This is a genomic window from Arthrobacter sp. efr-133-TYG-120, from assembly GCF_030209785.1.
Lineage (GTDB): Bacteria > Actinomycetota > Actinomycetes > Actinomycetales > Micrococcaceae > Arthrobacter.
In genome coordinates this window covers 1-13,769 of record NZ_JARVRI010000027.1, presented here as the reverse complement: position 1 = coordinate 13,769, position 13,769 = coordinate 1, and the positions used below count along the sequence as shown (strand labels likewise).

11 protein-coding genes are annotated in these 13,769 nt (G+C 63.6%); all 11 read left to right on the top strand.

From position 1 onward, the window contains the following. The first annotated feature begins 21 nt into the window (after positions 1 to 21). The 11 genes from QRN51_RS15635 (at position 22) to QRN51_RS15585 (ending at position 13,303) form a co-directional block, all read left to right on the top strand. A complete protein-coding gene (locus tag QRN51_RS15635) occupies positions 22 to 1,548 on the top strand; it encodes a sugar ABC transporter ATP-binding protein (protein WP_284990763.1) in 1,527 nt (508 codons plus the stop codon). 9 nt (positions 1,549 to 1,557) lie between these two features. Beyond that, on the top strand, positions 1,558 to 2,541 hold the full coding sequence (locus QRN51_RS15630; protein WP_059388414.1) for an ABC transporter permease: 984 nt from the start codon (positions 1,558 to 1,560) through the stop codon (positions 2,539 to 2,541). Positions 2,542 to 2,624: 83 nt separating this feature from the next. Then, positions 2,625 to 3,977, top strand: coding sequence for a hydantoinase/oxoprolinase family protein (locus tag QRN51_RS15625; protein ID WP_284990761.1), 1,353 nt, complete (start codon positions 2,625 to 2,627; stop codon positions 3,975 to 3,977). Then, complete coding sequence (locus tag QRN51_RS15620; protein ID WP_284990760.1) at positions 3,974 to 5,056, top strand: DUF917 domain-containing protein; 1,083 nt, start codon at positions 3,974 to 3,976, stop codon at positions 5,054 to 5,056. The genes QRN51_RS15625 and QRN51_RS15620 overlap by 4 nt, the downstream gene beginning before the upstream one ends. Then, a complete protein-coding gene (locus tag QRN51_RS15615; RefSeq protein ID WP_253257244.1) occupies positions 5,049 to 6,584 on the top strand; it encodes a helix-turn-helix domain-containing protein in 1,536 nt (511 codons plus the stop codon). Before QRN51_RS15620 ends, QRN51_RS15615 begins: the two co-directional genes overlap by 8 nt. Next, positions 6,581 to 7,036: a hypothetical protein gene (locus tag QRN51_RS15610; protein ID WP_059388418.1), complete on the top strand. Its 456-nt coding sequence runs from the start codon at positions 6,581 to 6,583 to the stop codon at positions 7,034 to 7,036. Before QRN51_RS15615 ends, QRN51_RS15610 begins: the two co-directional genes overlap by 4 nt. 17 nt (positions 7,037 to 7,053) lie before the next feature. Next, positions 7,054 to 8,268, top strand: coding sequence for a metal-dependent hydrolase family protein (locus QRN51_RS15605; RefSeq protein WP_059388419.1), 1,215 nt, complete (start codon positions 7,054 to 7,056; stop codon positions 8,266 to 8,268). Positions 8,269 to 8,343: 75 nt separating this feature from the next. After that, entirely contained in the window at positions 8,344 to 8,961 is a 618-nt protein-coding gene (locus QRN51_RS15600) for an alpha/beta hydrolase (RefSeq protein WP_059388420.1), read from the top strand. 154 nt (positions 8,962 to 9,115) lie between these two features. Beyond that, complete coding sequence (locus tag QRN51_RS15595; RefSeq protein ID WP_253257245.1) at positions 9,116 to 10,126, top strand: LacI family DNA-binding transcriptional regulator; 1,011 nt, start codon at positions 9,116 to 9,118, stop codon at positions 10,124 to 10,126. A gap of 17 nt (positions 10,127 to 10,143) precedes the next feature. After that, on the top strand, positions 10,144 to 10,881 hold the full coding sequence (locus QRN51_RS15590; RefSeq protein WP_284764054.1) for an HAD family hydrolase: 738 nt from the start codon (positions 10,144 to 10,146) through the stop codon (positions 10,879 to 10,881). A gap of 40 nt (positions 10,882 to 10,921) precedes the next feature. After that, positions 10,922 to 13,303: a glycoside hydrolase family 65 protein gene (locus tag QRN51_RS15585; protein ID WP_284990758.1), complete on the top strand. Its 2,382-nt coding sequence runs from the start codon at positions 10,922 to 10,924 to the stop codon at positions 13,301 to 13,303. Positions 13,304 to 13,769 lie beyond the last annotated feature (466 nt).

Here is a 13,769-nt window from a genome sequence, read left to right as displayed (position 1 = left end):
ATTCCATCTCCCGAGGTCAAAATGGCTATACAACAGTTGGATACACCAGAGCGAGTCAATCGGAGTGCCGCTCCGGAAATCACCGTCTCCGGAATCGGAAAGCGGTACGGTGCCAGCACTGTGCTCCGCGATATCACGTTGTCGGTGGCTCCGGGGGAAATCCACGGCATCATGGGGGAAAACGGTGCTGGCAAGAGCACGCTGCTGAAGATCCTCGGCGGCGCCATCGCGGCAGATTTCGGCGTCGTCAAGCTTGATGACCGGGAGGTGAAGATCGCCGAGCCCAGGGACGCCATCGCACAAGGAATATCCCTTATATCCCAAGAGCTGGCACTCGTTCCTGGCCTTTCAGTGCTGGAGAACGTCTTCCTGGGCCGATGGGCCAACACAGGAAGCCTGCTCCGTTCGCGGCGGGACGCCGATCACTTGGAGCGCCTCCTGGCCGAGACCGGCTTTGAGCTTGACCCCCGGGCGATGGCGGGGGACCTCCCGATCGGTCAGCAGCAGCAGGTCGAAATCCTGAAAGCCCTCGCCCGTGGCGCCAAGGTGCTGTGCATGGACGAGCCAACGGCGGTCCTGAACGAGGCCGAGAAAGCAAAGCTGTTGAAGGTGATCAGGAGCCTCGCGCGTTTAGGCACCACCGTCATCCTCGTATCGCACTATCTGGAGGAAGTCCTGGGTCTAGTGGACCGAGTGACCATTCTCCGCGACGGACAGCACATCACCACTGAGGACGCCTCGGGGCACACGCCCGAGTCGCTCGTCGGCCTGATGGTCGGCAGGGAGGTCGATTTCCTCATTCCGGAGGTTCAGCCGGTACCCCCGGAAGCAAAAACGGTGGTCCAAGTGGCGGGACTGAGCAGCTCAAAAGTGAAAGACGTCTCCTTCACGGTCCGCCAAGGCGAAATCCTGGGTATCGCTGGCCTGGTGGGCAGTGGCCGCAGCGAGACCCTGCTCGCCATGTTCGGTGCTGATCGAACCACCAGTGGATATGTCCAGATCAACGGCCGACGCCTCCGTGCCAACTCCATCCGGCAAGCCATCAAAGCCGGAATGGCCCTCGTCCCCGAGTCGCGGAAAGAACAGGGCCTAGTCATGTGCCGGCCGGTGGACGAAAACATCGCTCTTTCCACCTTGTCGGGCCGATCACTGGGCGGTTTCGTCAGGGTAGCCCGGGAAAAGGCAGCCGTATCCGAAATCAGCCATTCCGTCGACCTGCGCGGCGCCCGCCGCGGCTCGCTAATTGCCGATTTGTCCGGAGGAAACCAGCAGAAGGCGCTCTTCGCCAAGTGGCTGCTCAATCCTCCGGCGGTGCTGCTGGTGGACGAACCCACGCGTGGTGTCGACATCGCGGCCAAGGCTCGCATCCACGGCATGATCGCTGACCTCGCAGCAAAGGGCACGGCTGTCGTCGTTGTCAGTTCCGAACTCGAGGAAGTCATCGGCCTATCCCACCGTATCCATGTCATGAGGCAAGGCCGCATCGTTGCTGAATTCGACCGGAACGCCTCCCGCGATGAAGTCATGGCTTCCGCATTTCTGAAATAGGTGAATCAAATGACCACAGTTACTGCTGCCGTGTCCGAGCCGGCCGAGAAGAAATTCAAGCTCAATGTCAGGGATTTCGGGATCGTCTTCGGACTGATCGCCATCATGCTGCTGCTGACCCTCAATACCGGAACGTTCCTCACGGGCCGAAATTTCATCAACCTGTTCGACCAAGCTGCCATCGTGGGACTGTTGGCCGCTGCCGCCACACTGTGCATCGTCAGCGGTGTCTTCGATCTTTCCTCCACCGCAAACTTGGCTGTCTCCGCCATCGCCGGAGTGATGATCACCCAGCACTTAGGGGTGATCGCGGGATTCGTCGGCGCATTGTTGGTGGGAGCCGCCCTGGGAACCGTCACCGGCCTGATCGTGGTCAGTACGAAGGTGAATTCCTTCATAGGCACGCTGGCGGTGAGCATCATTTACCGCGGCCTGGCCATCGTGATCACGGGCGGAGCCATCGTCGCGCCGCTGCCCGAGCAACTTGCCGCCTTCCAGACGTGGACCTGGCCCAGTCTCTTCGGCCTCACTGCGGGCTCCGTGCTCATGGTAGCCATGACGATCGTCCTAGGCATCGTCCTCTGGCGCACTACGTTTGGCCGCAGGATTTACGCCGTGGGCGGCAACAAGGAAGCGGCACGCCTTAGCGGTATCCGCACCGGTTCCATCCACGTCGCCGTCTTTGCCATCAGCGGCCTGTGCTCCGCGATGGCCGGCATGATTCTTGCTTCGCGCGCAGGCTCAGCCCAGCCAGCCATGGCCATCGGCATCGAACTCACGGCCATTGCCGCCGTGGTCATCGGAGGCACCAGCATTCTCGGCGGACACGGTGCTATGTGGCGGGCATTCGTCGGAGTCATGATCCTGACCGTCATCGGCAACGGCTTCAACCTGCTCCACTGGGACACCACCTACCAGCAGGTTGTCACCGGCGTCCTCATCCTGCTTGCAGTCGCCGCGGACGGATTGTTCTTCCGCAAGCGCACGGGCTAGGCCCTATCGGGGGACGCTATATACATGGAACATGGTCATGACCCGGTGAGGGAACTGCGGCAGGCTGAACAGGAGGCCGAACAATGCGCATAGGGCTGCGGTTGCAGGGAACAAGCTGCCGGACCTTGGTGCTCGACGGGCACAGCGTGGTGGCCGCCGCGGCTGCGGAGCGATGCAGCACGCTTGCAGAGGCCGTCGACACCACCTTCGAAGAGCTTCGCCACGAGCTTGGTGCGGAAATTACGAAAGTAACGGATATTACCTCCGACGCCGGGAGCGTCCTCGCTGCGCGGAAACTAGCCTCGGTCATCGCGATCCGGATTTCGCCCCGCCCGCCTGCGGACGCGTTCCACGTGACTGGGCTGCCGGCACTCGTGGTACCCGTGGTGGCCCGGACAGTCCACGTCGGCGGAGGCCACGACCTGCGAGGACGCCCCCTCGCTCCGCTAGGTTTGGAGGCTTTCCTGGCCGAACTTCCGGACATCCTCTCCGGAGACGTACGGAACATTGCAATCACCTCCGTGGGGTCGACAGCGTCGAAGGATCACGAAACGCGCATTGCCGATGCCATCCTGTCCAGTGACAGCGAAATGCGCATCAGCATCTCCAGCGACTTCTATTCCAGTGTTTTCCGCGACCGTGACTACACAGCCATCCTCAACAGCGCCCTCATGGAAACAGGAGAGGACCTGGTCGCGATGCTGGAAGCGTCGGGACGGCGGCATTTTCCCTCCGCCACGATGTGGTTCGCCAAGAACGACGGCGGCCGCGCGCCGCTCGCGCGGCTGGCAGTGATTCCGATTCACGGGTTGCGCCCCGAACCCGCTATGCAGATCCTCGGCGCGGCTACCTTGGCCGGCGCCCCGGATGGGGAGGTCGTGATCTGTGCGGACTCTGGGGTCACCGTGGGCCAAATCCGCGGGGGTCTCCCTGCTACGCGAAGCGTCATCCGCCAAGGGTACGAGGCGAGCCTCGCCAGCAACGCCGCCGTCGTCGAACCGTACACGGCCGACCATCCGGTCCGCCCTGCGGTCCCCTCGGTGGTTGCGGACCTCCGGAGCGGGCAGGACACCCCGCTCCCGTTCGGGCTGGTTCCCACGCTGGCAGCTGAGCACGACGCCGCGCAGGTGGGCTCCGCCGTCGCGCCCCTGACCGCCTGGATCGACAGGTTGGAGACTGTTAGCGGTCGGGCGGACCTCCAGTTGGTGCAGCGTCGCGCGGAAGAAGATGCCGAGTCGGCAGCCGTTCAGTTGGGGGCGAGCCCCGGGCTCACGCGGATCATTGAATCGAACGTCTATGCCATGCCGTATGGCAACCCCGGCATCGTGCGGATCAGGGTCCAAGCCGCTGGTGAAGCCTCCGGGGACACGATTGAAGATGCCCCCGAAATACAAGGACGGGCACCCTTCGGGGCGGAAGAGGGTGTCATTCGATGAGCGCCCTGCTGACGGTGGAGGATGTCCGGCACCTGCGGACCGGCGCCCACTTCCTGGCCTGCACCATCGACCCGACAGCCATCTACGTTTACGCGGAGATGATTGAAAGGGCCATGGAAAACCGCGTGTTGGAACTCATCTCGATTGACGAGCTGGCCCCCGATGACCTCGTGGTTGCGATCGGAATGGTCACTCAGGGTCTCCTCATCGCGGATATGCCTCCTGTAGGTGATGAGTTCATCGGGTGCATCCGTGCCATCGAGGCCAACCTTGGCCGGCAGGTGCGGGCGATCTATTCGCTCGCCGCCGCCAACATCAACGGAATTGTTCCCCTTATGGTCGGGCTGCAGTCCTCGCTGCCGGTGATTGATTCCGACCCCATGGGCCGTGTATTTCCCTTGATCAGCCAAACAACGCTGAACATCGGCCACGTCCCCATCAGTCCGATCGCCCTCATGGGAGTTACCGGCGAACGGGCTGTGGTGGAGGCTGAGAACCCGCAGCGGGCCGAAACCCTGGTGCGGGCACTCGTCACGGAGATGGGTGGGTGGGCCGCTACAGCCATGTATCCGTGCTCAGCGGGCCAAATGCGCGAGCACGGAGTCCACGGCTCCATCAGCCGGATGATCCGAATCGGGGAGATTCTCGACGGCGAAACGTCGGTTGGACGCAAGTTCCAGCAGCTCGCTGAATTTCTGGGTGCCACCCGGATTGCCCGGGCCCGGGTGAGTCACGTCGAAGGCCTGTCGCGCCCTTCGGACCTAGGCCTTCCGGCGCTGCCGTCCAGCGTGACGCTCGTGGACGAACGATCCGGGCAGATCATCCGCTTGGAGATCCAGAACGAAATCTTGCTGGCCCTCGTCGACGGCGCCATCGCAGCTGCCGTCCCGGACATCGTCTCGCTGCTCAACTCCGAGCACGGCACGGTCGTCAACATCGACGATGTGCGGGTGGGCGATGTCATTGACGTCCTGAAGATCAAGGCCGCGGCGCAGTGGTACTCGGAGGCAGGCCTTGATCTTGCTGAACCAAAGGCCTTTGGTATTCCGATCGAGCACCCAAGGCGGCAACATGCGTAGGTCGAAAAGCGAGAACCATCTGGATGTCGCCGCGCTCCTGGCGCACGGCTCCCTCCGCGGCACCACCCCGCTGTATCTCACTCCGTCCAGCGCGGCAATCGATGGCGTCGTTCTTGTCTCCCAGCTCGATGCCATCCAGCGGGTGCGGCCCAACACCGTCATCGTCCTTTCAGCGGAGATGGGCTCCGGCGGCTGGCTGGTGTCCGCAGCTCTGCGGCACGCCTGGGAGCGGAAGGCCAGCGCCGTCGTCGTCGCTGGAAGTACCTACTCCAGCGCAGTGATCGGCCTCGCCGAGCGGCTGGGTATCACCTTGCTGGCCGCCGAGGGCGACACGTCAGGCATTGCCCTCGCACTCGCCGCTGAAATCGGCGCTGCCCTTTCCGTGGTGGACGCTGAGCTGGCGCGGTTTGCCCGAGCGGTCGCGAAGGACACGACCTTGGGAGCTGTCCTGAATACCATCTCCAGGGAGCTGGACGGTATTGAAATCTTGCTGGAGTACGACGGCGTGAGCCTGGCGTCCGCGGGAACGCCCACCCGGGAGGCAGTCGAAATCATCACCGTGGATGTTCGCGGTTCGAATAGCTCCATCCCGTCCAGGCTCACCGCGAGGGTACCAAGATCCGGAGTCCACAACCTGCAGCTCGTCCGGTCGATCCTCGAGGTGGCAACGCCGTCGGTAAACGCTGCGTGGCTGTTGGGAGATGTCCTCGACACTGCGCGTGCAGTACCCACGGCGGCCCTTGTCGGCTTGAACCACGACCCCGGCTCCTCCTGGACCACGTTCGTGGAACGTCACCGGCACTTGCTCTCCCAGCTGGGCTGGCGTGGGGAGGAGCAATATGTGGCCGTGTGGATCCGCAGGGCGTCGTTGGAAGCTCATCGCCCGGAGCTCACAGCGGTGCTGCGGTTGCTCTGGCGGAAGGTCACAGTCCGCAGCCCCCTGGCCGAAGTCCACGGTGGCTGGCTCGCCCTTGTTCCCGTCAGATACCAAGAGTCGGCGGACCAGCTCGAAGCGCGGATCCGGGTCCGTCTCGGGAAGTCTTTAGAGGAACTGGGGCTGGGGGCAGGACTCTCTCGGTGGCGCGAGGAACCCGTGGCACTGCCGAATATCGTCCGTGAATCCCGTTTGGCCGCTGAATCCGCTCTCTCGACGGGACCCGGCACCGTGGCAGGCTTCGCCAACCTCGACGTTGCGGCGGCCGCGACGTTCGTCGATGAGGACTCGGTCCTGCTCGTGGCCGAACTGACGCTGCCGCTGCTCATGGCCAGCCCGGACAGAGACCTCGTCATTGCGGCTGCAGGGGCCTTCCTCGACCACCACGGCTCCGTCAGCCTCGCAGCAAGCTCCCTTGACCTGCACCGGAACACCCTGCAGAGCCGGCTAAACCGTGCCCGCGAACTGGGCGTCCCCCTCGACACCCCAGCCAAGCTCTTGTCCGTCCATCTCATCCTCAGCACACTTCGTCGCTCAATCCACAACAAGACGAGTTCCGCCAATCCCGGCTATAACCAGAAAGGACTCCCATGAGTTCCCAGTTCGAAAACTTTGACGATGTCTATGCCGCCGCACAGGAAACGCCCGGCGTCATCCTGTTCACCGCTTCCGTCGTCGCCGACGCAGGCACCAGCATGGCGCGCATTTACACAAGCCACCCGGGGGTCTACCCCGTGGGCGGAAGGAAGACCCTGGGCGGGGACACCAACCCGGTGTGGCTCGAGCAGGTCCTCAAGGGCCAGCAGCCGTTCCTTGGGGCGGACAAGGAAGCAGTCCGGGCATTCTTCTTCGACTCCGCGACCATTGAGTCGCTGGGTTGCGGCGCCATCGTCAACGTTCCAGTGGTAAGCAACGGTGAGACCATCGGATCCATGAACTTCCTTGCCGCTGAGGGTAGCTACGGGCAGACATCGGTGGATGCGGCCGTGGACATCGCCCAGCGCTCTGTCCCGCTGTTCGAACAAGCGATTGCCACCACTAACTAGGAAAGGAATCTCCACACGTGACCACTACGCCGCCGGGAACACTGACCATCCGGAACGCCCTCATCTTCGATGGCGAGACCCGGAACCTGATCGAAGGCTCCATCACGGTCCGCGAGGGCCGGATCACCGAAGTGGGGCGAGACGTGGAAGAGGCCGGAAAAATCGTTGACGCCGACGGCCGTACCGTGATTCCCGGGCTCATCGATGCGCATTTCCATGCCTACGCGCTCAGCTTGACTGCCGCCAAGAACGAAACGGGGCCGTTGAGCTACTCTGCGCTCGCAGGGGCCCGGCGACTTGGGGCAGCCTTGAACCGGGGCTTCACGAGCGTCCGTGACGTGGCCGGGGGAGACATAGGCCTTGCCAATGCCATCGACGAAGGCTTGTACGCAGGTCCGAGGTACTTCTTTACCGGACCGGCCCTGAGCCAGACAGGTGGCCACGGTGACATCCGGGCCGCGGACGACGGCGGGTGCTTCCATGGCGGCCACATGTGCGAAGTGGTGGACGGCGAGGATGAGCTTCTGCGGGCCGTGCGCAACCGCTTCCGCACCGGAGCCACGGCCATCAAGCTCATGACGTCCGGCGGAGTCATTTCGCCCGTCGACCCCATCAGGGTTCCGCAGTACAGCTCGGCCGAAATCCGCACTGTAACGGAAGAGGCCTCCCGCCGGGGCAGTTATGCGACGGCCCACGCTTACTCGCCCGAGGCCATCCGCCATTCGGTGCTCAACGGGGTGCGCTGTATTGAGCACGGCAATCTGCTGGACGCCGAAACTGCCCGCTTGATGGCTGACAATGAGGTCTACCTGGTTCCGACTTTGGCGACCTACGACGCGATGGCACGGCGCGGCGAAGAAATCGGTCTCACGGAGATAGGGGCGGCCAAGAACCGGGAAGTGCTGAATGCCGGCCGGAATGCCGTCGTGTTAGCACGCGACGCGGGGGTCCGAATTGGATTTGGTACCGACCTCATGGGGGAGCTGGAGGACGAGCAATTGGCCGGGCTCCGCCTGCAATGCGAAGCACTGGGTGTCTACGATGCGCTCCGCTCTGCGACATCGACCAACGCAGCCCTGTTGCGTCGCGATGACCTGGGCCGCATAGCCGAAGGAGCCTTTGGAGACCTGGTCATCCTGGACGGAAACCCTGTCGATGAACCGTCGGTGCTCTGGGACGAAAGTCGCACACGTACGGTCATCAAGGCCGGACAGGTCATCACAAGGCAGTAGCCAGCCGCTAGAGGCGGCCTTGAACCGAGGCCCGTGCGGTCGAACGGGCCGCCGGCCCCCACTAAGCTGTGGCCCATGGAAACTGTCGTCTGGTCCAGACCGGAAAATGAGCGCGCAGGGACGCCGCTCCTGGTGATGATGCACGGATACGGCACGGACGAGCAGCGAATGGTGAATCTCTTTCCGCAGCTCCCCAAAGAATTCACTTGCGCTGCGCTCCGTGGGCCCGTGGCGATAGGGGACCACTACGGCTGGTTCCTGCTGGACTACTTCCTCGCCAACGACTTCGCGGACGTCATCACGGCCACTAACAAGGTCTTCGCCTGGATCGACTCCGTCAAGCGGAATCACAGCAGCGTGAGCCTCCTGGGCTATTCCCAAGGCATGGCCATGGCCAGCACGCTTCTGCGTCTCCGTCCGGAAGGCTTCAAAGCGACAGTGGGCCTCTCCGGATTCGTGCTGGAAAACGACCTTCTGGCGCTCAGCGAGTCCTTCGATTCGCCGCCGCCGTTCTTCTGGGGCAGGGACAAAGCCGATCCCGTGATCTTCAGGGATGCCATTGAGCACACCGAGGAATGGCTCAACAAGAACATGGCTCTCACCTCGAGAACCTACCCCGGCATGGGCCATCGGATCGAGGCCCGGGAAATGGCGGATGTGAGCGCGTTTCTGCGGTTTTACGTCCTTCGTTGAAGTGAGGTCCGCGTCACATTCGGGGATGCCGGAAAACAACTCTTGATTGCCAAAATTGTAAGCGCTTACACTCTTCTTCGGCGGTGCAAGGATGTGCCGCCAAATCCAGAAGATGAAAGGGTTGAGGCCGTGTTGAATGGTTAAGGCTCACCGCGTGACAATCCAGGACGTTGCCGTCCTCTCGGGCTTGTCCATCTGCACCGTTTCACGCGCCCTGCGGAACCTGCCGAACGTGTCCGAAAAAGCACAAGCCAAAGTGGCCGACGCCGCAGCCAAGCTCGGCTACAAGGCATCCTCCGCGGCGGCCCGGCTGGCCGGCGGAAATACCGGTTCCATCGCCATCATCACTCCTACCGCCACCGCGTGGTTCTTCGCCCAGGCCGTTGAGGCGGCCGAGGAAGTGTTCGGAGACAGCGGTTTCGACACCGTCCTGATCAGCCTGCGCGGCAAGTCGAGCGTCAAGCGGAAGATCTTTGGCGACCTCCTTGGACTGTCCCAACGCGTGGATGGCGTGCTGCTCCTCAACGTCGATTTGAGCGAATCCGAGGTTGCCCTCCTGGCCGCGTCCGGCCTTGCAGTTGCGAGCGTGGGGATGACTTCCGTACCGTGGGACAACGTAGGGATCGACGACGAACTCGCAGCTTGGCAGGCCACCTCCCACCTGCTGGGGCTGGGCCATTGGGATCTGGCGGTGCTTTCCGGCCGCGAAACCCAGGAGAACTCGGTGTTGACGGCCAGCGACAGGCTCAAGGGATTCAGCCGTGCATTGAAGGACCATCACCTGACTGTTCATCCGGACTTGGTCATCAATTCGGATTCCACGATCGACGGCGGCCGTATAGCCATGAACGAACTCATTGCCCACAGAAGCCTTCCCACCGCGGTCTTCGCACACTGTGACGAGGCGGCGTTCGGGGCACTGATGGCCTTGCGAGAGCATGGGCTGTCCGCACCAAAGAATGTCTCCGTGATTGGAATCGACGACCACCCCATGAGCTGGTTCCTCGGCCTGAGCACGGTGGCGCAGCCAGTGGCGGACCAGGGTGCCTTCGCCGCCAACCTCCTGGTGGACCGGCTCCAGAACGCCGACGCCCCCAACGAACCCTCCCACCATTTCCTTGACACGAAACTCATTGAACGCAAAACCACGCGCCGCCAGCGCTGAACGGACCACTCCACACCATGACTGATACCCGAGCCACCCAGAAGACCGCCTGGACGGGCGCTACCGCGCTCCTTTTCGACCTCGACGGCGTGCTGACGCCCACCGCCGTGGTGCATGAGCAGGCTTGGCAGGAGCTCTTCGACGGCTACCTGGCCGAAACGGGCCATCCGGACGGCTACCAGGAGAGCGACTACTTCGACCACATCGACGGCAAGCCGCGCTTCGATGGCGTGCGTGATTTCCTCACCTCCCGTGGAATCACGTTGCCGGAAGGACCCACCGACGACGATCCCGCCAACACCAGCGTGCAGGGCCTGGGCAACCGCAAGAACCGGATCTTCAACGAGATCGTGGATTCGCGTGGCGTCGAGCCCTACGCGGGCTCCGTCCGCTTCATCCACGCCGCATTGGAGCTGGGACTCAAGCTCGCCGTCGTGTCCTCTTCCCGCAACGCGCCCGCCGTCCTGAAGGCGGCCGGACTGGATGGCTACTTCCCGGTAGTCGTCGACGGCCAGGTGGCAGCCGCCGTCGGGCTCCCCGGCAAGCCGGATCCGGCCACGTTCCGTTACGCCGCCGAACTGCTGGACGTTCCCGCCGAGGGCTGCGTCGTCGTCGAGGACGCAGTGTCCGGCGTGCAGGCCGGCAGTGCCGGGAACTTCCGCGCCGTGATCGGGGTGGACCGGGGAGCCGGCCACCAGACCCTGCTCGACGCCGGCGCAACGTTCGTGGTCGACGACCTCGATGACCTCCTCTAACCAAGCCGTTTCACCAGAAACAGAAGGAACCCAACAGTCCATGGCACTCATCAGCTCCGACCGGCTGCGCTTCCCCTGCGAACCGTGGAAGCTCGTGGAGAGCATCCACGTTCCCGGCGACGCCGGTACGCTCGAAACCCTCTTCAGCCTCGGCAACGGCCACCTGGGCATCCGCGGTGCCCATTGGGCCGGGGCGGACGCCGAACTCCCCGGCACGTTCATCAACGGTTTCCACGAAACGTGGGACATCAAGCACGCCGAGAACGCGTATGGCTTCGCCCGCACGGGACAAAGGATCGTCTATGTGCCGGATGCCAACAACTTCAACGTTGTCATCGACGGCGAGCAGCTGAGCCTCACAGAGTCCGCGGTGCAGAATTACCGCCGCAGCATCGACTTCGCCACGGGTGTGTACGAATGCGCCGTTACCTGGGAGTGCCGTTCAGGCGCCATTGTCACCACCCTGGAGCGCCGCGCCGTCGGGATCGATTCAAGGGGTTCCCTCGGCATCGAGCTGAGCCTCACCGCAGACCGCCAGGTGTCCGCTGACATCACGTCCTTGGTGATCAATCGGCAGGACCAGCCTGTGGAGGACCACTCGGCCCACGACCCCCGCCGCTCCGGCCGCCACGCTGGCCGGGTGTTGCTTCCGCTCCACCTCCAGGGCTCCGACGGATCGCTGCGCATGGCTTGGGAAACCGCTGAATCCCGGCAGCGCATCGGCATGGCCGTGGACCATTGGATATCCGCCGAAGGCCAGCCCTTCGAAACCGTGGTGGGGGAGGACGAGTCAACGGTCCGCTACGTCATGGCCGTGAATGAAGGCGAGACGTTCCGCTTGGAGAAGAGCGTCAGCTACGTCGTGAACAGCGCCGATGCAAGCGAATCAGACCCGGGCGAGATCCTCGCGTCCGACGCCGAATTGGGCCTCGTGCCGTTTGACGCGCTCCTCGCCGAAGGCACGGCGCACTACCGGGATTACTGGTCTACGGCGGATATCACCATTGGCGGCCAGCCCGAACAGCAGCAGGCCGTGCGCTGGAGCCTGTTCCAGCTCGCCCAGGCCACCGCGCGGGCCGGCGTCGCGGGCATCCCGGCCAAGGGCGTCAGCGGCTCCGGCTATGAGGGCCACTACTTCTGGGACCAGGAGGTGTACCTCCTGCCGTACTTGACCTATACCAACCCGGCCGCCGCGCGCCAAGTGCTGGAATCCCGCCACGCCATGCTTCCCGACGCCCGGATTCGGGCCAAGGAACTCAGCGTGGACGGTGCACTGTTCCCGTGGCGCACCATCAACGGGCTCGAGGCCAGCGCGTACTACGCCGCTGGCACGGCGCAGTTCCACATCGCCGCCGCCATCTCCTTCGCCGCCAACCGGTACCAGTGGGCCAGCGGCGACGCGAGCTTCCGCGCCGAAGTGGGCGCCGACCTGTTGATCGAGACGGCCCGCATGTGGGCTTCGCTGGGCTTCTTCGGCAAGGACGGCTTGTTCCACATCCACGGCGTCACCGGCCCGGATGAGTACACGGCGGTGGTCAACGACAACCTCTACACCAACGTCATGGCCCGCTTTAACCTGCGGGCCGCTGCGGCACTGGAACACCCGGACGTCCCCGACACCGAGCGGATGGTGTGGCAGCAGGCCGCCGCGCGTATGTCCCTTCCCTACGATCCGGACATGGAGATCTACAGCCAGGACAACGACTTCATGACCCTGGAGCCGTGGGACTGGAACACCCCTAAGTCCAAGTACCCGCTGCTGCTCAACTTCCACCCGCTGGTGATCTACCGGCACCAGGTCCTCAAGCAAGCGGATACGGTACTGGCGATGTTCCTCCAGTGGCAGGACTTCACGGCCGAGGAAAAGCAGCGCGCGTTCGACTTCTACGATCCCATCACCACCGGCGACTCCACCTTGTCCGCCTGCGTGCAGGGCATCATGGCGGCCGAGGTGGGCTACTCCGACGTCGCGCTCAAGCACTTCACCGAGGCCTTGTTCATCGACCTGGACAACACGCACCACAACACCGTTGACGGCGTGCACATCGCGTCCACCGGCGGCATCTGGAGTTCCCTGGTGTGCGGTTTCGCGGGCATGCGTGACCAGGGCCAGGTCCCGCACTTCGATCCGCGGTTGCCGGCCGAGTGGGACAGCCTGTCCTTCCGGCTCAAGATCCGCGGGCGGCTGTTGTCCGTCGAGCTGCGGCCGGCGACCATCAGCCTTGCGCTGGTTCCGGATTCAGGTTCAGCGCCCGACGCCGATGCCGCGCCTTTGGAGGTCAGCGTGCGCGGGGAGCGGGTCGTCGTCGGCGTCGAAACCGTCACTGTGGCCCTCGACGCGGTGCCGGTACCCGGGCCGTCGGTCTTCCCGAGCCTCTTCCCGACGGCGGGACTTCCGGTGATCGGAAGCGCGCGGGTCTAGGCGGGCCCCGATCGGTTGTTGCGTAACTGTCGTTTTAGGGCCCGAAAACGACAGTTACGCAGCAAAGGATTGATCGAGTGCGACGGCGCCGGGGCCCGCAGTACTGCAGGGTCGTTTGGGTTCTGTGGCCCACCTCGCATCTGGTAGATTGTCGCAAAAATGACGGTGATCCATGCCGTCGAGGCAATTGGGGGTCTCCTGCGCGTGCGTGGATTAAAGTTCTTGGCTGTTTTCGCTGTCCTGCTTGGATTGCTCGCCTCCACCGCCGGGGTTTCAGCGCTCCCAGCGTATGCTCGCGTTCCAGAGAGTTCCCCGGCATCTGCTGTAATGCGCGGTCCAACGGAACCGGTGGACCCTGGCACATTTGTATCGCTTTCACCGTTCCGCGCCCTGGATACGCGCGGCGGTTCGCCTGCGGGTGCTGATGCGCCTGTGTCGTTCCAGGTGGGTGGTGTTTCTGGGATTC

What these genes read in the sequence shown, in the direction of transcription:
- QRN51_RS15635 (WP_284990763.1), top strand. Translation starts at nt 22, where the DNA reads ATGGCTATACAACAGTTGGATACACCAGAGCGAGTCAATCGGAGTGCC.
- QRN51_RS15630 (WP_059388414.1), top strand. Translation starts at nt 1,558, where the DNA reads ATGACCACAGTTACTGCTGCCGTGTCCGAGCCGGCCGAGAAGAAATTC.
- QRN51_RS15625 (WP_284990761.1), top strand. Translation starts at nt 2,625, where the DNA reads ATGCGCATAGGGCTGCGGTTGCAGGGAACAAGCTGCCGGACCTTGGTG.
- QRN51_RS15620 (WP_284990760.1), top strand. Translation starts at nt 3,974, where the DNA reads ATGAGCGCCCTGCTGACGGTGGAGGATGTCCGGCACCTGCGGACCGGC.
- QRN51_RS15615 (WP_253257244.1), top strand. Translation starts at nt 5,049, where the DNA reads ATGCGTAGGTCGAAAAGCGAGAACCATCTGGATGTCGCCGCGCTCCTG.
- QRN51_RS15610 (WP_059388418.1), top strand. Translation starts at nt 6,581, where the DNA reads ATGAGTTCCCAGTTCGAAAACTTTGACGATGTCTATGCCGCCGCACAG.
- QRN51_RS15600 (WP_059388420.1), top strand. Translation starts at nt 8,344, where the DNA reads ATGGAAACTGTCGTCTGGTCCAGACCGGAAAATGAGCGCGCAGGGACG.
- QRN51_RS15590 (WP_284764054.1), top strand. Translation starts at nt 10,144, where the DNA reads ATGACTGATACCCGAGCCACCCAGAAGACCGCCTGGACGGGCGCTACC.
- QRN51_RS15585 (WP_284990758.1), top strand. Translation starts at nt 10,922, where the DNA reads ATGGCACTCATCAGCTCCGACCGGCTGCGCTTCCCCTGCGAACCGTGG.